This is a genomic window from Sediminibacterium sp. KACHI17, assembly GCF_040362915.1.
Classification (GTDB): Bacteria; Bacteroidota; Bacteroidia; order Chitinophagales; family Chitinophagaceae; genus Sediminibacterium.
Window position 1 is genome coordinate 371,155 of record NZ_AP029612.1, and the last position, 20,722, is coordinate 391,876.

General features: G+C 40.8%; 21 protein-coding genes. 15 read left to right on the forward strand and 6 right to left on the reverse strand.

Going from position 1 to position 20,722, the window contains the following annotated elements; translation table 11 throughout:
* Nucleotides 1-73: 73 nt before the first annotated feature.
* A complete protein-coding gene (locus ABXG83_RS01510; RefSeq protein WP_353549732.1) occupies nucleotides 74-1,126 on the reverse strand; it encodes an RluA family pseudouridine synthase in 1,053 nt (350 codons plus the stop codon).
* Nucleotides 1,127-1,200: 74 nt separating this feature from the next.
* On the opposite strand from ABXG83_RS01510, the gene lipB reads away from it, so the two are divergent.
* Nucleotides 1,201-1,917, forward strand: coding sequence for a lipoyl(octanoyl) transferase LipB (gene lipB, locus ABXG83_RS01515; protein ID WP_353549733.1), 717 nt, complete (start codon nucleotides 1,201-1,203; stop codon nucleotides 1,915-1,917).
* Here the strand turns inward: lipB and ABXG83_RS01520 are convergent.
* Entirely contained in the window at nucleotides 1,914-2,933 is a 1,020-nt protein-coding gene (locus tag ABXG83_RS01520; RefSeq protein ID WP_353549734.1) for a hypothetical protein, read from the reverse strand. The genes lipB and ABXG83_RS01520 overlap by 4 nt on opposite strands.
* 28 nt (nucleotides 2,934-2,961) lie before the next feature.
* Nucleotides 2,962-3,855: a pyridoxal-phosphate dependent enzyme gene (locus ABXG83_RS01525; RefSeq protein ID WP_353549735.1), complete on the reverse strand. Its 894-nt coding sequence runs from the start codon at nucleotides 3,853-3,855 to the stop codon at nucleotides 2,962-2,964.
* A gap of 54 nt (nucleotides 3,856-3,909) precedes the next feature.
* On the opposite strand from ABXG83_RS01525, the gene ABXG83_RS01530 reads away from it, so the two are divergent.
* Nucleotides 3,910-4,812, forward strand: a complete 903-nt coding sequence (locus ABXG83_RS01530) for a sugar phosphate nucleotidyltransferase (RefSeq protein WP_353549736.1) — start codon at nucleotides 3,910-3,912, stop codon at nucleotides 4,810-4,812.
* A gap of 110 nt (nucleotides 4,813-4,922) precedes the next feature.
* Here ABXG83_RS01530 and ABXG83_RS01535 read toward each other — a convergent pair whose 3' ends face one another.
* Both ABXG83_RS01535 and ABXG83_RS01540 read right to left on the reverse strand, forming a co-directional pair.
* On the reverse strand, nucleotides 4,923-6,026 hold the full coding sequence (locus ABXG83_RS01535) for a serine protease (RefSeq protein ID WP_353549737.1): 1,104 nt from the start codon (nucleotides 6,024-6,026) through the stop codon (nucleotides 4,923-4,925).
* A 5-nt stretch (nucleotides 6,027-6,031) separates the two neighbouring features.
* Nucleotides 6,032-6,598: a sigma-70 family RNA polymerase sigma factor gene (locus ABXG83_RS01540; protein WP_250685258.1), complete on the reverse strand. Its 567-nt coding sequence runs from the start codon at nucleotides 6,596-6,598 to the stop codon at nucleotides 6,032-6,034.
* A gap of 141 nt (nucleotides 6,599-6,739) precedes the next feature.
* Between ABXG83_RS01540 and ABXG83_RS01545 the strand changes: the two genes are divergently transcribed.
* From ABXG83_RS01545 to ABXG83_RS01605, 13 genes are all read left to right on the forward strand, one after another.
* Entirely contained in the window at nucleotides 6,740-6,928 is a 189-nt protein-coding gene (locus ABXG83_RS01545; RefSeq protein ID WP_353549738.1) for a hypothetical protein, read from the forward strand.
* Between the two features lie 532 nt (nucleotides 6,929-7,460).
* A complete protein-coding gene (locus ABXG83_RS01550; RefSeq protein WP_353549739.1) occupies nucleotides 7,461-8,327 on the forward strand; it encodes a prephenate dehydratase in 867 nt (288 codons plus the stop codon).
* Nucleotides 8,328-8,329: 2 nt separating this feature from the next.
* A complete protein-coding gene (locus ABXG83_RS01555) occupies nucleotides 8,330-9,490 on the forward strand; it encodes an aminotransferase class I/II-fold pyridoxal phosphate-dependent enzyme (RefSeq protein ID WP_353549740.1) in 1,161 nt (386 codons plus the stop codon).
* A 1-nt stretch (nucleotide 9,491) separates the two neighbouring features.
* Complete coding sequence (locus ABXG83_RS01560; protein WP_353549741.1) at nucleotides 9,492-10,331, forward strand: prephenate dehydrogenase; 840 nt, start codon at nucleotides 9,492-9,494, stop codon at nucleotides 10,329-10,331.
* A gap of 133 nt (nucleotides 10,332-10,464) precedes the next feature.
* Nucleotides 10,465-12,156 carry a DEAD/DEAH box helicase gene (locus ABXG83_RS01565; RefSeq protein WP_353549742.1) on the forward strand — a complete coding sequence of 564 codons (1,692 nt, stop codon included), beginning with the start codon at nucleotides 10,465-10,467 and terminating at the stop codon, nucleotides 12,154-12,156.
* Nucleotides 12,157-12,243: 87 nt separating this feature from the next.
* Nucleotides 12,244-13,329 (forward strand): chorismate mutase, encoded by a 1,086-nt coding sequence (locus ABXG83_RS01570; protein WP_353549743.1) that lies wholly within the window; start codon nucleotides 12,244-12,246, stop codon nucleotides 13,327-13,329.
* 18 nt (nucleotides 13,330-13,347) lie between these two features.
* Nucleotides 13,348-14,367 (forward strand): 3-dehydroquinate synthase, encoded by a 1,020-nt coding sequence (gene aroB / locus ABXG83_RS01575; protein WP_353549744.1) that lies wholly within the window; start codon nucleotides 13,348-13,350, stop codon nucleotides 14,365-14,367.
* Nucleotides 14,368-14,402: 35 nt separating this feature from the next.
* Nucleotides 14,403-15,680, forward strand: a complete 1,278-nt coding sequence (gene aroA / locus ABXG83_RS01580; RefSeq protein WP_353549745.1) for a 3-phosphoshikimate 1-carboxyvinyltransferase — start codon at nucleotides 14,403-14,405, stop codon at nucleotides 15,678-15,680.
* Nucleotides 15,681-15,691: 11 nt separating this feature from the next.
* Nucleotides 15,692-16,684: a chorismate synthase gene (locus ABXG83_RS01585; RefSeq protein ID WP_353549746.1), complete on the forward strand. Its 993-nt coding sequence runs from the start codon at nucleotides 15,692-15,694 to the stop codon at nucleotides 16,682-16,684.
* Between the two features lie 21 nt (nucleotides 16,685-16,705).
* Nucleotides 16,706-17,023, forward strand: a complete 318-nt coding sequence (locus ABXG83_RS01590; RefSeq protein WP_353549747.1) for a DUF952 domain-containing protein — start codon at nucleotides 16,706-16,708, stop codon at nucleotides 17,021-17,023.
* The gene (locus tag ABXG83_RS01595) at nucleotides 17,016-17,324 is read left to right on the forward strand and encodes a thiamine-binding protein (RefSeq protein ID WP_353549748.1); all 309 of its coding nucleotides are present in this window, start codon (nucleotides 17,016-17,018) and stop codon (nucleotides 17,322-17,324) included. The genes ABXG83_RS01590 and ABXG83_RS01595 overlap by 8 nt, the downstream gene beginning before the upstream one ends.
* A 252-nt stretch (nucleotides 17,325-17,576) precedes the next feature.
* Nucleotides 17,577-18,104 carry a septal ring lytic transglycosylase RlpA family protein gene (locus tag ABXG83_RS01600; RefSeq protein ID WP_353549749.1) on the forward strand — a complete coding sequence of 176 codons (528 nt, stop codon included), beginning with the start codon at nucleotides 17,577-17,579 and terminating at the stop codon, nucleotides 18,102-18,104.
* A 92-nt stretch (nucleotides 18,105-18,196) separates the two neighbouring features.
* Entirely contained in the window at nucleotides 18,197-19,558 is a 1,362-nt protein-coding gene (locus ABXG83_RS01605) for an OmpA family protein (protein ID WP_353549750.1), read from the forward strand.
* 126 nt (nucleotides 19,559-19,684) lie between these two features.
* Here the strand turns inward: ABXG83_RS01605 and murB are convergent, their stop codons facing one another.
* The gene (gene murB, locus ABXG83_RS01610; protein ID WP_353549751.1) at nucleotides 19,685-20,716 is read right to left on the reverse strand and encodes a UDP-N-acetylmuramate dehydrogenase; all 1,032 of its coding nucleotides are present in this window, start codon (nucleotides 20,714-20,716) and stop codon (nucleotides 19,685-19,687) included.
* Nucleotides 20,717-20,722 lie beyond the last annotated feature (6 nt).

The following is a 20,722-nucleotide window of genomic DNA, read 5'->3' on the forward strand; positions in this document are numbered from 1 at the left end:
GGGGGGGAAATGAACAGAGAAACACAGAAACAAGGAGTTGAGGAATGTTCCAGGTTTCAACTCCTTTGCTCATTTATGATTCTATCGTTTTGTTTCGAACATAGTTTCTCCATTTTTCAATGACTTTTTGCATGTCATCGGGTAATGGAGCTTCGAAATGCATGGGTTGTTTGGTCACAGGATGAATAAACCCAAGTGTTTGCGCATGGAGTGCACAACGCGGACAAATGTCAAAGCAGTTATCTACAAATTGTTTGTACTTGGTATAGATTGTTCCCTTTAAAATTTTATCTCCACCATACTCCCAATCATTGAAAAGGGTATGACCGATGTGTTTCATGTGTACACGAATTTGATGGGTACGTCCTGTTTCCAGAACACATTCTACCAGTGTCACATAATTGAATCGCTCAATGACTTTATAATGTGTGATGGCATGTTTGCCGATCTCTCCTTCAGGATATGCATCAAACATTTTTCGATGTTGACGATGACGCGCAATATGGGCTTCAATGGTGCCACTGTCTTCCTGAACATCTCCCCATACCAATGCCAGATATTTTCGATTCACTGTATGGTTAAAGAATTGCTTGGCAAGATGAGCAGCAGCATCACCCGTTTTGGCTAGAACGATGAGTCCGGTAGTGTTCTTATCAATTCGATGCACCAGTCCAAAACGAGGAAGCGATTCTTCGTCGAGATTCGGATTCTGTTGTAAAAAATGATAGGCAACGCCATTCAGCATGGTGCCAGTAAAATTACCGATGCCGGGATGTACTACCATATTCGCAGGTTTATTGAGTACCATTACCGCATCATCTTCGTACACAATATTCAACGGAATATTTTCCGGTTTTAGCTCGGTATGTTCAGGGTTGATCAGACTCATCAAAACGATCTCATCACCCGGCTTGATCTTGTAATTGCTTTTAACAACTTGTCCATTTACCGTTAAGAAACCGGCATCAATACCTTTTTGAACTTTGTTACGGGTAGCACCCTCAATGCGTCCTTGTACCCATTTGTCAATGCGTAAAGGCTCCTGACCTTTATCAACTTTAAAAGTCTTTCGTTCATATAGTTCTTCTGTGCCTTCTTCCGGCTGGAGATCTAATTCTTCCTGCATCCTGCAAAAATAGCAGAAACCATCCAAGCGGATTAAAATGAACTGATATCCACTTTCAATATTACTTTTGCATCATGCAGTCAGTGATATTCAGGGATTTGGGATTCAGGTCCTATCAGTCGGTTTGGGATGAGCAGGAAGCCATGCTCAAGGAGAAGGTGGAAATGAAATCGGCTGCAAGAATGTTTGATCCTGTTGATCAGGCTGCCCAGAATACAATAGCCCATCATCTTTTATTCGTTGAGCATTCGCCTGTTTATACCTTGGGTAAAAGTGGGAAGACAGAACATATTCTGATCTCAGAGCAAGAGATGCAGGAGAGAGGTATTGATTATTTTCATATCAATCGCGGAGGGGATATCACATTTCATGGCCCAGGTCAGATCGTTGGTTATCCGATCATCGATCTGGAACAATTTAAAACGGATCTTGGATGGTATCTTAGAAGTTTGGAGGAAGTGATCATTCTTACACTCGCACATTATGGTTTGAAAGGCGATAGAAGTAAAGGTGAAACAGGGGTGTGGTTAGATCCAGATATTCCGGGTAAAGAAAGAAAGATCTGTGCTATGGGTATTAAATGCAGCAGGTGGATCACCATGCATGGATTTGCATTCAATGTAAATACTGATCTGACTTATTTTGATCATATTGTTCCTTGTGGTATTGTTGGTAAACAAGTGACTTCACTGGAAAAAGAATTGGGGCATGCAATTCCTTTTGAGGAAGTAAAGGCTTTGGTCAAAAATAATTTTGAAAAAGTTTTTGATGTTGTTTTGACTGAAAGCTAATCTTTCTGCAGAAAGAATTTATTTTTTTCGATCAGGTCGTTGTTCTTATACAATTCAAAATCATACCAACCACTCTTTTTGAAATTGGCTTTGTCCATGACCAATTCATGCTCTTTCAGCTTATTGATTCTAAAGAGTTCTTTTCCCTCCGCATCAAAAAATATGATACGATATAGTTGGAAATCTTTTTCAGGCACTGATATATTCAAATAGCCGGATGTATTGGTATAGATAAAAATTGAGGGCTTCCATACTGGTTTAGGAATGAATCGGTGCAATTCAGCCCTGAATGTGGTGATCTGATAGATCGTATCTTTTGTGGTATTGGTCACGGAATCTTTGAAACGCTTATAGAAAGGCAATTCTATCTGAACAAGCAATGTGTCTTTTACAAATACACTCACATATTCTTTTGGTTTTGGAATAAATGGTTTCCAGTTGATCTCGCCGGGTTTGATCACTGACAACGAATCTTGCGTCTGTTTGATCAATGAGTCACGGAAGTTCCGGTACGCAGAAACGGATAATTGAAATATTGGCACCCCTCTTTTAAAGATCTGAATATATTTTTCAACGGTGGTAGTAGTGGTTGTGCTATCTTTTTTTATTTCTGTTTTAGGGATTTCGATGCGCGCACTCACATCATCGATCTGAACTATTGGAGGGGTCTGCGAACTTATCGGTTCAGGTGATTTACTATCAGTAAAAAAATAGCTTCCGCCCTTCAATACATAGAAGATCCGATAATAGATGCGAGGCGCCGATGGAAGTTTTTGATCGACAAATCCATTGGCCGGGAGTTCGGGAGATTGGGCTGAAAAAATTGTACGAAAATTGATGCTATCAGTAGAGCGTTGAATGGCCAGCTGATTACAGGATGGGTATGGGTTGATCCAGCTGATACTTACTTTGCCTTTGCCAAGGTCTTTTACAGTAAAACCAGGTAAGGCCCTTTGTGCATGAATCTGGTTGAATACAAGGATCAATAAAAAGATCAGTAGCTTTTTTCCATTCATGACAGCAAATATAAAGGCAGTGTTTCGATTAAAAAGGAAGGATATGAGGTGGGAGGGATCTATTTCCCTGTAAACCGCCACTGTGAATGAGCAGTAGGCTGCTACCCGGTGCAAAATGGTGCTTTTGGATCAGGTCTTTAATAGCATAGATCATTTTTGCAGTGTATACAAAATCAGTTGGTATATGTTCCTTATGCCAGAGATCTTGCATAAACGATAATAAATCGGGCTGATACTTCGCATAACCACCCCAATGATATCCATGAATACATTGAAATGTAGGCAAGCCATTTTCCTGTTCTTGTAAGAGTGTCTGTATTTCTTGTGTTATGGAATGATGATTTTTCAAGACGCTGATACCGAGTATCTGCTGTGGCAAGTATGCACCTTGAATCAAGCCGGCCATCATGGTGCCTGTGCCGGTTGCGCAAATGATATGGCTGTATGATGATGTATCATATATGCGTAAAATATCTGCAGCACCTTTAGCGCCTAGTATTCCATACCCCCCCTCGGGTATCCAATACCATCCTGATTGATGGTGGGATGCTTGTATCTGATCTTTCAGTCGATACTCAGCTCTGCTTACAAATCGTAATTCCATTCCATAGCTCATCGCCTCTTGCATGGTGGGGGATAGATCGGTTTGAATATCTCCACGAATAAAACCAATGGTAGGAATGCCGGCTTGTTGTCCGGCTAAAGCTAACGCAACGATATGATTGGAATAAGCGCCTCCGAAGCTCACCAATCGGGTAGACTTTAATGCAATGGCTTCTTTTAGGTAGTGTTGAATTTTAAACCATTTATTGCCGCTGATCACGGGGTGTATGAGGTCTAATCGGAGTATATCAGTATGAACATCATTGGATGAAAGTGTTTTTACTGATTGAATATGAATATTTTCAATATTTATCAACATCTGTTCTTTTCGTACAGCTGAAAGTTTTAGTTTCGTTGCTCTCAATAGGATATTATGAAGCCAACATTAGTGATTTTAGCTGCCGGGATGGCCAGTCGATATGGAAGCATGAAACAGATCCAATCTTTTGGTCCCGATGGCGAAACTATTATGGATTATTCAATTTACGATGCTATCCGTGCAGGATTCGGAAAAGTTGTTTTTATCATCCGCGAAGAATTCGCCGAGCAATTTAAATCGATATTCGAACCCAAGCTTAAAGGTAAAATCGCCATAGATTATGTGTATCAGCATTTGTTTGCTTTTACCAATGGATATGCAGTTCCAGCTGACCGTACAAAGCCATGGGGTACTGCACATGCCGTATTATGCTGTAAGGGCAAGGTCAACGAACCTTTTGCGGTGATCAACGCAGATGATTTTTATGGAAAAGATGCTTTTGCGAAAGCATATACTTTTTTAACAACACAATGTAACGAACAGACTTATTGTATCATTGGTTATCAGTTGAGAAACACGCTGAGTGATAATGGAACAGTTAGCAGGGGTGTTTGTGAGATTGATGCAATGGGTAATTTGACGGATATCAATGAGCGTACAAAGATCTTTGCAAGACCTGAGGGGGATATCGTGTATGAGGAAAATGATCAATTGACGGTGCTGCCTGAAAATAGCCTGGTAAGCATGAATTATCTCTGCTTTGCTCCTGGTTATATTGATCTGGCAGAAAAACTGTTCAATGAATTTCTGGAAAAGCAAGGGCAAGAATTAAAATCAGAGTTTTACATTCCAACCGTGACAAAACATTTTGTACAATCAGGTAAAGGGGTTGTAAAAGTGATTCCGACTTCGTCTCAGTGGTTTGGGGTAACCTACAAAGAAGATGCTCCCGGGGTACAGGCCAGTATCAATGCATTGGTGGCAGCAGGAGAGTACCCGGCTAGTCTCTGGAAATAATGGTAGATATCTGATGGCAGATTTGTAAAATCTAAGATCACTGCTTTAAAACAAAACGGCGAACACAATAAAGATGTTCGCCGTTTTGTTGATTCAATTGTTATCTGTTATTACTTCGCAAAAGCCTTCACATAAAACACACATTCCTCTACTTCCGCGATCTGCTGTTTGCGTTGTGTTCCTTTGATGCTGGATTTAGCTGGGAGTTTGATCTTTTCAGCAGTATCTGATTTTCTGAAAGAATCTACCAGTCCAAAAATATTTTTAGATTTTACGGCAAATACAACACCTTCTGCTGAAGATTGTCTTGTACTGAGTACACCGATGATCTCTCCATTTTTATTCAGAACCGGAGCGCCGGAGTTACCCGGATTAGCGCTCATTTGTAATTGATAAGAAAGAGAATCGCCATCAAAACCGCTACGTGCACTGAGATAACCCATGCCATACACGATTTCGTTGCGAGGATATCCAAGGGTATAAATTTCTTCGCCTAGATCAGAAGCTGATTTGCGAATACCATACGGGAGACTCTTGCGCGGAATGAACTCTTTGTCTGTAACCTTTAATATGGCTAAATCTTTCTCCTGATCGATATGAACGATATCAGCATTGAATTCTTTCCCTTTATTATTGACAACAATGGCGCCAGAGCCTTTCAAAACGTGGGCATTGGTTATGATGAATCCTTTAGGATCGATCAAAAATCCGGAACCGCCGCTTACAAAGCGTACACCTTCAGGAAGTTTGCTTTTTACCTCATTGATCAGATTCCCTTGAACTTGTTGATTCTTTTTAATGACAGCAATATCATTACTTAATTGCTGGAGTTGATTTCCGTTCACAGAGGGAGCAAAATACATGACCAAGCCGCTGATGAAAAGTGCGATCATGCCGCCAACACTCGCAGCAATAGCCGTTACGCGTTTGTATTTATTCCATAATTGAACCACACGACCTCGTGTGCTAATAACACCTCCTTCATTGATATCTCCGCGATCCAGTAAACGCTGATGTGCTTCATGCAAGCCATGTTTCAGGTTACGGTGAGCGGAATACATATCCATCTGATGAAGGAACATGTTATGCTCCACCACCATCTGATCTATCTCAGGTGTATTTTTACGAAGCGTCTCAAAATAAGTACGCTCCTCGGCACTCATGTCGCCGCTGAGGTATCTTTCGATGGCTTCTAATAATAAAATGTCATCCATGGTACTTACTCTCCGATATTATATTGCGTAAAGAATAGTTTCTTTAAGCGCATTAAACATTTATACTTCTGGTTTTTGGCATTATCGGCATTGGTATAACCAAATTCGCGTGCCAACTCTTGCATCCCCATTTTTTTCAGGTAATACCCTTCTAAAAGACTTTTACAGGGTTCACCCAGACTATTCATTGCCCGATCCATGATGGCGAAAGCTGCGTTTCGTTTTTCATGGTTTTCGAGATCTTCTTCCACCGGGATAGTCTCTTCCAGGCTGTCCACTTGATTCGAATATCTTCCCAGTTGTTGTAATCGTTTAAGCCATAAACGCCTGCATATGGAATATACATAGGTTTTAATTTGACAGGTTAAGACAAATGATTCGCTTTGTGCTTTTTCATATAGCGCAATCATAGCTTCCTGAAAAATATCCCTGGCGTCGTCGTAAGAACCATTATTATTCAATATGAAAGCCTGAATGGTATTGAAATTATCCTTGTAGATCGTTTCAATTGCCTTGGAATCGTTATTGGCCAGTCCTTTCAGTAATGCTTGCTCGTTGGTATCGGCTTTCACTATTGTTCTTTTAATACGGTGTAGAGGGTAAAAGTAACCCAAAATAAACCTAAAATATTTTTGAAAAAAAATAGGTGATGCCGGGTTACCTTTTACTATAAGCGGGTATTAACCTTAAAATCACTCAAAAAAAACCACACAATGAAAAAATTATTATTCGTTCTGGCACTGGGCGTATTCGCTGCTTGCGGTAACGCAGAAAACAAAGAAGCTACAACTGATTCATCTGCAACTGTAGCTCCTGTATCAACTGATAGCGCTGCTACAGCTACTCCTGATAGCGCTGCTGCTACTACAGACAGCTCTGCTGCTGCTCCAGCTGCTCATTAATTTGAACGCAGAACCCGTGCATAAGATCATGAAGTGCCAGCTTGCCGGCTGATAGGGTTCTCAAAGAGTTTTTCATATGGCAAGCAATCGTTAGAGGCCGCTCCGTTTCCACGGAGGGGCTTTTTTTTTCTTCGTCACATTCCGATCAGAGATCGGAAGTTCCTCAGAATGACGTTTTTTTGTAGATCTTGGAAAAGAATTTCTACGAGAAATGATCTCGCGATATTGTGGTTTTACATTTAATCAACAATCGTCATCCTGTGAAGTGTTTCATCAATCGTATGAAACATACAACGAGGGAAACTAAGGTTTGTTAGTAAAATAATTTTTCTCGTATTGATGTTTCATATGTTTTCCTGTTCTATATTTGAATCAATGAACACAAGAACAAACAATACCTGGTTTTATTTTTTCTTTTATTACTTCTTTAATCAAAGGAGCCGGGTAGTATTTGTTAAAGCTTAAGTGAACAACAACAATCAACATACAGTCCCGGCCAAATGGTCGGGATTTTTTTTGATCTATAACCAATATGATAAAACACGGAGACATATTACCCAATACAAAATCAGGGATCGCCATACAAGGTTATGAAGGCAGTTTCCATCAGGTAGCTGCACGATCATTTTTTGGAAAAAATGTTGAAGTGATTCCTTGTGCCAGTTTTCGTGAATTGATACAAATTGCCGGTGATGCCAAACAATCCGCAGGTGCTGTTATGGCTATTGAAAATTCTATCGCCGGTAGTATTCTTCCGAACTATAACCTCTTGCAAAAAAGTAAACTCAAAGTTGTCGGAGAGGTTTATCTATCTATCAGTCAGAATTTATTGGTGAACCCGGGTGTTCGATTGGAAGATATTAAAGAAGTACATAGCCACCCCATGGCCATACTCCAATGTTTGGATTATCTGGAGCAATATCCATGGAAATTGGTGGAAACAGAGGATACGGCTTTGAGCGCAAAACTTCTGCATCAACACAGAAGTAAACATACTGCTGCTATCGCCAGTAAATTGGCTGCCGAATTATTTCAATTGGATATTATCTGTCCGGATATTCATACAATGAAGAATAATATCACTCGTTTTCTGGTCTTAAAAAGATCAGGCACGTTCACACCGGATGTGCACGCAAATAAGGCATCCGTTTATTTTCAAACCAGTCATGATAAAGGTGCACTATCCAAAGTACTTACGAAGATTGCAGCAGGCGGAATCAATCTCAGCAAGTTGCAAAGCATGCCGATTCCCGGTAGTCATTTCAAATACGGGTTTTATGCAGACATGGAATTTGAAAGTCAAAAACAATTTGAACACGTGCTTAAGTCGATCGAATCGTTAACCAATAGTGTCAAAATTTTCGGGATCTATACAAAAGGAAAACTTGTAAAAGGATAATGATGGAAATGAAAATAGCCAGCAGATTGGATGGTATTGGGGAATACTATTTTTCACAAAAACTGAGAGAGATAGAAATGCTGAACAAGGAAGGGAAAGATATCCTGAACCTAGGTATCGGCAGTCCCGATCTGCCTCCTCATCCGGAAGTGATCAGCGTGTTACAGGAAACTGCTGCAAAAGATAATGTACATGCTTACCAGAGCTACAAAGGTTCACCTGTGTTGCGTAAGGCGATCAGTCAATGGTACCTGAAATGGTATGGTGTAACATTAGACCCTGATGCAGAAGTACTTCCTTTGATCGGTAGTAAAGAAGGGATCATGCATATTTGTATGACCTATCTTGATAAAGGTGATGAAGCATTGATTCCTGACCCCGGATATCCGACCTACAGCAGTGCAGTGAAATTGGCGGGAGGTACCCCGGTTACATATCAACTATCAGAAGCGAAACAATGGCAACCTGATCTGGAAGCACTTTCACAAAAAGATCTTTCTCGTGTTAAGTTGATGTGGGTCAATTATCCGCATATGCCGACGGGACAAATGCCCTCTCGCGATTTTTATACATCGCTGATCGCTTTTGCAAAAAAGCATGGCATATTGATCTGTCATGATAATCCATACAGTTTTATTCTGAATGATCACCCCACGAGTCTGTTGAGTTTACCGGATGCAAAAGAAGTGGTATTGGAATTGAATTCACTTAGCAAAAGTGCAAATATGGCCGGATGGAGAGTAGGGATGTTATGTGGTGCCAAAGAAAGGATCGATGAAGTACTTCGTTTCAAAAGCAATATGGATAGTGGAATGTTTCTGCCTGTTCAATTGGCTGCTGCAAAAGCATTGGAATTGGGAAGAGACTGGTATGATGGTATCAATGCCATTTATGCAGCGAGACGTGAAAAAGTGTTTGAATTACTCTCGCAATTGAATTGTCGCTTTTCCAAAGACCAGGTAGGAATGTTTGTGTGGGCGGCTATTCCTGATTCGTTTAAAGATGGATATGCACTGAGCGATCGTGTATTATACGGTGCTTCGGTCTTCATCACTCCGGGCGGTATTTTTGGTGATGCGGGTAAGAACTATATCCGTGTAAGCCTTTGCGGAAGTATTGAGAAGTTCGAAGAAGCTATTCAAAGAATTCAAACCAGATTATAAAATGCGAATAACGATCATAGGAACAGGATTGATTGGCGGGTCATTGTCATTGACATTGCGTGAAAAAGGATGGATCACTTTTGCAGTAGGTGTTGAGAACAACCCAACACATGCGTCAAAAGCACTGGAGTTAAAACTGGTAGATGAAATTGCAGATCTGACAACAGCGATCGCAAAAACAGACCTGATCATTTTATCAACTCCCATCAATGCTGCGGAAGCGATGCTGCCACAGATATTGGATCAGGTGACAGACCAGGTGGTGATGGATGTGGGATCCACTAAAAAAATCATTTGTGAATCTGTGGCCCATCATCCGAAGCGTGGTCGATTTGTAGCCACTCACCCAATGTGGGGAACAGAATACAGTGGTCCTGATGCAGCGATGAAAGCAGCATTTGCCAATAAAGCCACTGTCATTTGTTCAAGGGAGGAGAGTGATCAAGACGCAGTTGAAAAAGTAGAAGCACTATACAGCGCTTTGGGCATGCATATTCTTTACATGAAGGCTGATGATCATGATGTACATGTGGCATATGTGAGCCATATTTCTCACATTACCTCTTTTGCATTGGCGAATACTGTTTTAGAGAAAGAGCGAGAAGAAGATGCCATTTTTGAGCTGGCAAGTGGAGGTTTTGAAAGTACGGTTCGATTGGCCAAGAGTAATCCGGCCATGTGGGTACCCATTTTCATGCAAAACCGTGATAATGTGCTGGATGTGCTCAATGAACATATCGCCCAGCTCAGGAAATTCAAAGCCTGTCTGGAAAAGGAGAACTATGATTATTTACAGGAGTTGATTGAGAATGCGAACGGGATTAAGCGGATTCTCCGTTAAGCAAATCGCTGATGGTCAATAGATCATAGTAAGACGATCTGCTATTAGCTATGAACCGTTAGCTACCCGCTAAAACCCAAATAAAACCGGCAAAGCCCCCTATATTAGGTAACTTTGCACAAATTTTTTATACATGATGACATTTGAAGCGTTGGGAATTGATGCAAGATTGATTCAGGCAACGAATGAGTTGGGGTATGTGAACCCAACCGCAATACAAGAACAAGCGATACCTGTACTACTCAGTGGTACGAAGGATTTTATTGGTCTCGCCCAAACAGGAACAGGTAAAACAGCAGCATTTGGATTACCACTGCTGCATGTGATCGACGCAAAGGCTAAACATCCACAGGCGCTGGTTGTTTGTCCAACCCGCGAACTCTGCTTACAAATCGTAAAAGAGTTAGAACTGTTCAAGAAATACATGACAGGGGTTTCAGTTGTAGCTGTTTATGGAGGAGCTTCTATCGGATTGCAAATCCGTGATCTGAAAAGAGGAACTCAAATAGTAGTAGCAACACCCGGTAGATTGATCGATCTTATTGAAAGAAAAGCGATCAATTTGGAAGAGATCAGGTATGTGGTTTTGGATGAGGCAGATGAAATGCTGAACATGGGATTCCAGGATGATATTGAATTCATCTTAAAGAACACCCCACAGCGTGAAAGTACCTGGTTATTCAGTGCAACCATGCCTCCTGAGATCCGCAAAGTGAGTAAGCGTTACATGAAAGATCCTGCTGAAGTAACAGTAGGAAAAGTCAATACAGCGAACAAAAGTATCGATCATCAATACTATGTAACGAGTTCACATCACCGATATGAAACTTTAAAACGTATCATTGATTTTAATCCTGGTATCTATGGTATCATTTTTACCAGAACTAAAATCGATGCACAAGAAATATCGGAAAGATTGACGCGTGAGGGTTATGATATCGATGCACTACATGGAGATCTAACACAAGGGCAACGTGATAAAGTGATGGGTCAGTTCAGGGATAAAAGTCTGCAGCTCCTCATCGCTACGGATGTTGCAGCCCGCGGAATTGATGTACAAGGTATCACGCATGTGATCAACTATGAATTACCGGATGATGTAGAGGTTTACACACACAGAAGTGGTAGAACCGGACGTGCAGGAAATGTAGGGATCTGTATTTCAATCGTACATAGCAAGGAAATGTATCGACTGAAACAAATAGAGCGAATCAATAACTCTAAGTTTCATAAACTCGATATTCCAAGTGGAAAAGATGTATGTCGTAAACAGTTCTTTCACTTCATGGATAAACTCTTGTCAGCAGACATCAGTCATGGCGATTATGAAACCTATGTGCCTATGCTTGCAGAAAAGTTTGCAGATGTAAGTAAGGAAGATGTACTGAAACGCGTGGCAGCCATGGAGTTCGATCGTTTCCTGAAGTATTATGAAAATGCGGAAGACCTGAATTTCCGTGAGAAGAATAGACGCGAGTACAATGACGCACCGGATCAGGGAAGACGAAGAGATAGCGGAAAAGGCGATAACAGAAAAGAATACAAGCGTGGAGGTGGTTATAGCCGCTTATTTGTGAATCTCGGAACAAAAGATGGCTTTTATAAAGCAAGTTTCCTGCAGTTCATCTTAGACATGAGTGATTTGAAGAAAGATGTGTTGGGTAAGATCGATATGAAAGACATGAACAGCTGGATCGAAATTGAAAAGGGTGCAGCCAATCAGATGATCCGTGCACTTGATGGCAAGAATTATAAGGGCAGAAGGATCAGAATGAATGATGCAGACTCAGGTGGAGCGAGGAAGCCGCGAAGAGGAGAAGAATAAAATTTAAAATGTCAGATGTCGGATGTCAGATTTGAATGAGTTCAAACCGGATATCTGACATCCGACATCTGAAATCAGCAATATTTTATGGAGCAAGCAATCGAACAAAAAACAAATGTGGATGCTTTATTGCAGAAGCGCCCATTGATCATTTCCGGTCCGTGCAGTGCCGAGACCGAAGAGCAGGTGCTACAAACTGCTACCAGACTCGCAGCAACAGGTAAGGTAGATATCTTGCGAGCCGGTATCTGGAAACCACGTACACGTCCGGGTAGTTTTGAAGGTATTGGTACCAAAGGGCTGCCATGGTTGCAACAGGCACGTAAAGCATCAGGATTACCTGTAGCTGTTGAAGTGGCAACGGGTAAGCAGGTAGAAGATGCTTTGCATTTTGATGTTGATGTGTTGTGGATCGGTGCACGCACCACGGTTAATCCATTCAGTGTACAGGAAGTGGCAGATGCATTAAAAGGGGTAGATGTACCCGTACTGATCAAAAATCCGATCAATCCTGATCTGGAATTATGGATCGGTGCTGTGGAACGAGTGGCCAAAGCGGGTATCAAAAATATCGGACTGATTCATCGCGGATTCAGTTCTTATGGAAATACCGAATACAGGAATGCTCCGATGTGGCATTTAGCCATTGAGATGAAGCGAAGAAATCCGGATATGCTCTTGATCAATGATCCTTCTCATATCTGTGGAAGAAGAGATATCCTCATGGATGTAGCCCAGAAAGCGATCGATCTTGATTTTGATGGTTTGATCATCGAAAGCCATATCGATCCCGATAATGCATGGAGTGATGCGAAACAGCAAGTGACCCCTGAAAGACTCGGTGAGATGATCAGTTCGATTATCTGGCGTAAGGAAGATATCAGCTCTGAAGAACTGCATGCGGCAATGGAAAAAATGCGTCAGCAGATCAATCAGCTGGATGATGAATTATTGCAATTACTTGGACAAAGAATGAAAGTGGCCGATAAGATCGGTCAGTACAAGAAGGATAATAATATTACGATCCTGCAAACCAATCGATGGAATGCTATTCTGGATAGAGCGTTTGCGAAGGGAGATCAATTAGGTTTAAGTCGTGAGTTCATCACCAAATATTTTGATGCTGTGCATATGGAAAGTATCAATCATCAGAATAAGATCATGAATGCTTAGTGCATCGTCATAGAGGTTATGAAGAAGAAAACAGTATCATTTCCGGATAAAAAAGTGAACTATTACTTTGATGCATCATTCGATCATTTACAAAAGATCGTTGATAAAGAAAAAGTAGTACTCATTACTGATGAGCATGTTTTTGCAGGTCATAAAAAGAAATTCAAAGGATGGAATACCATCGTGTTGAAACCCGGCGAAGCTTATAAAGTGCAGCAGACAGTGGATATGATCATTGATCAGCTGGTAGAGATGGGAGCAGATCGGAAAACAGTATTGGTAGGTGTTGGTGGAGGTGTGGTTACAGATATCACAGGTTATGTAGCAGGTATTTTCATGCGTGGTATTGATGTAGGTTTTGTTCCTACCAGTTTATTGGCCATGGTAGATGCCGCAATCGGTGGTAAAAATGGAATTGATGTTGGTGTTTATAAAAATATGGTAGGATTGATTCGTCAGCCTTCATTCCTTTTGTATGACTACAGTTTTTTAAAAACACTTCCATTAACCGAATGGCAGAATGGATTTGCTGAGATCATTAAACATGCTTGTATCAAAGATGCGTTCATGTTTAAAGAATTACAAAAGTATAAGCTCAGTGACTATAAAAAAGATCATCAGCTATTGGTGAAACTGATCGAGCGAAATGCTTTGCTTAAAACAAAAGTTGTGTTGTCAGATGAACGTGAGCAAGGAGAAAGAAAGCTGTTAAACTTTGGGCATACACTCGGACATGCCATCGAAAATATGTATGAACTGAGTCATGGACAAGCTATCAGTATTGGGATGACCTATGCGGCTGTTATTTCTCAGCAACTAAAAGGTTTTAAAGACACGGTAGCTGTTACAACATTGCTGACCCGTTATGGCTTACCAACTTTTGCAGCCTTTGATGCCAAAAAAGCTTTTCAGGTATTACAAAAAGATAAAAAGAAGGATGCGGTCAGTATTCATTATATCCTTCTCGAAAAAACAGGTAAGGCTGTTGTTCAACCCTTATTGTTTGTACAACTTAAAGAAATTTTCAAACAGTTTTAATCATACCGCACGCTGGTGCGATGATGCATGATCGTATGTCTACTCAGGTAAAAATAAATCCATCAACCATTCAGGGAACTGTTCGGGCGGCTGCCGGTAAGAGTAGTATGCAGAGAGCTTGTGCAGCAGCCTTATTGCGTAAAGGTGAAACATTGATCATCAATCCCGGAAAAAGCAATGATGACCTTGCAGCCATTGATGTTATACAAAAGCTAGGGGCCTCTATTCGATATACGGATCATGGGGATCTTCATGTTTCTTCCAATGGCTTATCTCCCATAGAACAAGAGATCAATTGCGGTGAAAGCGGTTTGGGGATCAGAATGTTTACGCCCATCGCTGCACTCAGTGAAAAACCGCTTACCATACATGGCAGTGGAAGCCTGGTAAATCGACCCATGCATTTTTTTGATGAGATCCTACCAGCATTGAATGTACAGGTTAAATCCAATCAGGGTAAAGTACCTCTTCAGTTGCAAGGGCCATTGCGTCCGGCCAATATTGAAGTGGACGGATCATTAAGTTCTCAGTTCCTGACTGGATTATTGATGGCGTATGCAGCCGCGGGTGCGGATGGTGTTACCATCCAAGTGAAGGACTTAAAAAGCAAACCATATATCGACCTCACTTTATCAGTGATGGCTGCTTTCGGATGGAAAGTCACACATGATAATCATGAATTTTTTCATTTTCATGGGAAAGTAGCACCCAAAGCTGGGGTATTGCAATACCAAGTAGAGGGCGATTGGAGTGGGGCCGCTTTTCTGTTGGTTGCTGGCGCCATTGCCGGACCAATTCGTGTAACCGGGTTGGATGTGTTTTCTACCCAGGCCGATAAAGCAGTTTTGCAAGCTTTGATGGATACCGGATGCCGTATATCCATTACTGAATCATATATAGATATTGCGCCATTGCCTTTGAAAGCATTTCATTTCAATGCTACGGATTGTCCGGACCTTTTTCCACCACTGGTAGCGCTAGCGGCTTGTTGTGAAGGAACGACTGTGATTGAAGGGGTAAGTCGTCTTTCATATAAAGAAAGTGACAGAGGTGCTACCTTACAGGAAGAGTTTGGTAAATTGGGAATTGAAATCAGTTTACAGGATGATCTCATGGTAATCAAAGGAGGAACTGGCATCCGCAGTGCGGTAGTTCATTCACATCATGATCATCGTATTGCAATGGCTTGTGCGGTGGCAGGCTTATGTGCTGATGGTGAAGTAGTGATACAGGATGCTAACGCGATCAATAAATCCTATCCTGATTTTTATGAACACCTTAAGCATTTAGGTGCTGATATTATCAATCTATAAATCAAAAGACCGTGAACTCGATCGGACGAATATTCAGAATACATATCATTGGAGAATCGCATGGCGAGTGCGTAGGTGTGATCATTGATGGTTGTCCGGCTGGATTATCCATCGACATCGCAGATTTTGAAAAAGATCTGGAGCGAAGGAAAGGCGGTACTCAAAAAGGAACCACACCCAGAAAAGAAGATGATATTCCTTTGATCAAAACAGGGGTTTTCAATGGAAGAACAACCGGAGCACCGATCACTATCTTATTCGAGAATAACAATACCCGTAGCGGCGATTACGAGAAGCAGAGAGCGATTCCTCGTCCGGGACATGCAGATTTTACTGCTGCTGTAAAATATGGGGGATATGAAGACTATCGAGGTGGGGGACATTTCAGTGGCAGGTTAACGGTTGGATTGGTTGCAGCTGGGGTGATCGCAAAGAAATTACTTCAACAGGCTGTACCGGTAGCCACTATTTTGGAGATTGGTGGTGAGGTTGATCTGGAAAAAGGTTTGCAGAAAGCCATTGATCAAAAAGATAGTATTGGCGGAATTGTAGAATGCAGGGTCAGTGGGTTGCCGGTAGGATTGGGGGAGCATTTTTTTGATTCAGTAGAATCGGTCCTTGCACATGCAATCTTTTCGATACCGGCCATCAAAGGGGTCGAGTTTGGTGCAGGCTTTTCAGCTGCTAGAATGTTCGGGTCAGTCCATAATGATGCAATAATGGACGCAAGCGGAAAAACAGGAACCAATCATGCCGGCGGCGTGGTGGGAGGTATCACCAATGGAAATGAACTGGTTTTTAGAGTAGCTGTCAAACCTACCTCCTCAACTCCCAAAGAACAAACTACCTGGAATAAAGAAATGGATGCACTAGATACCCTTTCGGTCAAGGGTAGACATGACCTGTGCATTGCATTACGAGTACCGGTTGTACTGGAAGCGGTAACGGCTGTCGTGTTGGCGGACTTAATGTTATTAGACCAAAAAATCAATAAAATTTTATAATTAATTAAATATCAAATTATTGTGAATAATCAATCACAACTTATTTATCATATTACAACGGCTGAAAGCTGGGAAAAGGCAAAGTCTATGGGTTTCTATGAAGCCGACAGTTTGGCTGTTGAGGGATTTATTCATTGTAGTACTGAAGACCAGGTGGCGGGTGTATTGGAACGTTATTACCAAGGGCAGACAGGTCTTGTGAAATTGACCATTGATCGTCAAAAGGTGGATAGACCTGTAATTTTTGAACTAGCAGGGTCAATCAATGAGGTTTTTCCGCATATTCATGGTGTTTTGAATCTGGATGCAGTCATCGATGTAAATCCGGTACATGGATAATCATAGCTACATTATTAGTGCTTCATTACAGTTGGTGCCGATTGTGTCTGGTATAAAGCATCCTTATGTATGGATTGATGACGTAATCGGGATCATTCAAGATTCGGGTATAAGATACGAGGTTGGTCCATTTTCTACTTCAATTGAGGCTGATTATAAGTCAGTTATGCAGCTTATTGATAAAATCAACAACTTCCTTGCTGCTCAAAAATGTCCGGAGTGGGTATTGCAGGTGCAATTGCAGTTGCGTGCCGAAGCTGATATGACCTCTGATGAAAAGACGGTTCAGTATCGAGACTGATCATTCCTTCGTTTAAATTCACTGAATTCTGGTTTATCGGATTTTAAGCTATTTTATATTAAATAATTATAAATAAATGATTTTCATTTATTTATAATTATTTTTTGAATAAAAAATAGAATATTTTTTTGATTTCTGGCATGGTGTTTGGTTAATGGGGCTTGACCGTATGTGCATATCCTCATTTGTATTTGGAGGCTAGGAAGAGTAATATTACTCAAGTGAAGTAACGGCGGTACAGAATCAAACATTATGAAAATAGTATTATACCTGATCGGTACTTTGTATTTTTTACTTCCAGTCGGAAAGCCCTTGGCGCTGACGGGTGGTCCTAAAACAGATACCATTCCTGTTCAAGATACCATTCCATCTTTGAAACAAGGGGGTGATACGGTGATATTCTATAAAGACACTATCCCGGGAGCTAGTACAGATCTGTTAGGAGATTCATTGATACCTCAAGGGAAGCTGGTCAAAGGAACGGCAAGCTACTATAGTTCCAAATTTGAAGGTAGAAAAACAGCTAATGGTACTGTGTTCAAGAATGCGGGTATGACCGGCGCGAGTAACCATTTCAAGCTAAATACCCTTGTTCTGGTTACGAATTTAAGAAATAACAAAAGCGTAATAGTGCTCATTACAGATCGCATGCACAACCGAATGAAGAAGAAAGGTCGTGTGATCGATTTGACACGAAATGCAGCAAAACAGCTGGATTTTATCCAAAGAGGGCTGGTAAAAGTTTCCGTGCAGCCAATTGTTCCATTAACTAAAAATTGAATGGGAATAAGTTCGGAATAACTTAAAGTTATCTTAATTTTCGGAAAATCACTTTCACCATGTATTTTTGTGCCAATCAATAAAAAACTGTTATGAAGAAACTTCTTTTTTCCCTGATAGCCAGTTGTTTGGTAGTAGTTGCATTCGCCCAGACCACTCCGGTTAGCTATAAAAAAAGACCCTCGTTAGGAGTAAATTTCGTTTTGAAAGACATGTACACTTCTGATGCTATCAGTAGAAGTTCATTGTCGTCCGTTATTTCTAACAGACAATGGACTCCGTTTAAAAGATTGGATCCAGGATTGAGTTTTCAATATTTTCAAGGGTTAACTGAGTATGTTGATTTTCAAGCAACACTTGCTGGTTCTTTTGTTAGATATCCTTTCTACTCAAGATCAGGTGTAGCTCAACCAACAAGTAGCAAGTTTCTTTTAGAACTGGATGCTGCAGCAAATATCAAATTACTGACAGATAAGTATACTGTAGTTCCCTATTTAAGTTTTGGTATTGGTGCTTCTATGTACACTGGAACTTATTTCGCTGCATACGCACCAGCGGGTATGGGTTTACAATTTAACTTAGGTCAAGAAACTTTTCTCCATACACAATTCGTTCACAGATCTGCTATTTCAAGTTTAGCAGTAAATAATCTGGCTTACTCAATTGGACTTTCGTCTCCATTAACTGATAAGAAAGAGCCAGTTAAAGTAGCACCTCCACCACCACCTCCGCCAGTTGAAAAAGATACTGATGGTGATGGCATCCTTGACAGTAAGGATAAATGTCCAACTGTTGCAGGTGTTGCTAAATACGATGGTTGCCCTGTTCCTGATACAGATGGTGATGGCATCAATGATGACAATGATAAATGCCCTACTGTAAAAGGTCTGGCTAAATACGATGGTTGTCCAATTCCTGATACTGACAAAGACGGTATCAATGATGAAGAAGACAAGTGCCCAACAGTTGCAGGCGTAGCTCGTTACCAAGGTTGTCCTGTACCTGATACAGATAAAGACGGTATCAATGATGAAGAAGATAAATGTCCTACTGTACCTGGTATCAGAGAAAACAATGGTTGTCCTGCTGTTAAAGAGGAAATCGTTAAGAAAGTAGCAGCTAGTGCAAAGAATGTATTCTTCGTTACTGGTAGCGCGAAACTGCAAACCAAGTCATTCAAGGCTTTGGATGAAGTAGTAGCTATTCTGAAAGAAGATGCAGCCCTGAAATTAGATATCGAAGGTCATACTGATAATACAGGAACTGATAAAGTGAATATTCCATTGAGTCAAAATCGTGCAAAAGCAGTTCATGATTACTTAGTAAGTAAAGGTATCGATGCTTCTAGATTGAGCTCTGAAGGATACGGTTCATCTAAGCCTGTTGCTAATAATAAAACAGCTGCTGGTCGTACCTTGAACAGAAGAGTTGAAATGAAACTGAAATACTATTAATAAGTAGCAAGAATAAATTCAAGAAACAAATAAGTTTCGAATAAAAAAGCTCCGACTATGTTCGGAGCTTTTTTATTTTATTGATCTGATGAAGATCATGGATACGATAAGGCTCGATCTCGATAATTAGACAATATTCACTTCGCGTTCTAAATGGATGCCAAATTTTTCAAATACCGATTGCATGATATCAGTAGAGAGTTTGAAAATATCAGCGCCGGTTGCATTCCCATAATTGACCAATACCAGTGGTTGTTTCTCATGACAGCCTACATCGCCTTTTCGAAACCCTTTCCATCCGCATTGCTCGATCAACCAGGCGGCAGCAATTTTTACTTTATGTTCATTTACAGGGTGCCCAACTATTTGAGGGAATTTTTCTTCCAAGGTTTTAAATCTTCCAATTGAAATGACCGGATTTTTAAAGAAACTTCCTGCATTTCCCAAATGTGAAGGGTCAGGTAGTTTTGATTGCCTGATACGAATGACCGCATCGGAAATATCTTTGATGCTCAGTTCCTTTACCTTCATTTTTTCCAATTCCTCATTAATTGCTCCATAAGAAGTATTAAAATCAGGAACTTTTCTCAATCGATAGGTGACACTGGTGATGATAAATTTGTTTCGGTATTTCTCTTTGAACACACTTTCTCGGTATCCGAATTCACAATCTTTCAGATAAAAGATCTCTTTGTGTTTTTCATTGATATGCCAGGCTTCCAAAGAATGAAATACATCTTTGATCTCAACACCATATGCTCCTATGTTTTGCATAGGAGAGGCTCCGACACTACCCGGTATTAAACTCAGATTCTCTAAGCCAGCATATCCTTTTTCAATACAATAAAGTACAAACTGATGCCAGTTTTCACCGGCCATCGCTTTTACATAGAAATAGTCTTTGTCTTCATCAATGAGCTCAAATCCTTTCAGGTCATTCTTCAAAACCAAACCATCTACATCTCTGGTGAACAGAATGTTACTTCCTCCACCCAAAATCAGTAATGGCATATACGGAAGCTCATTGTAGTGTTCCAGCATTTCTAAAAGCGCATCCATGCTGTTAAACGATGCGAATAAACGTGCATGAACATCCAACCCAAAACTATTGTAAGCTTTGAGGGATCGATCTGGAATAAACTGCGTTCCGTGATACATAAGCAT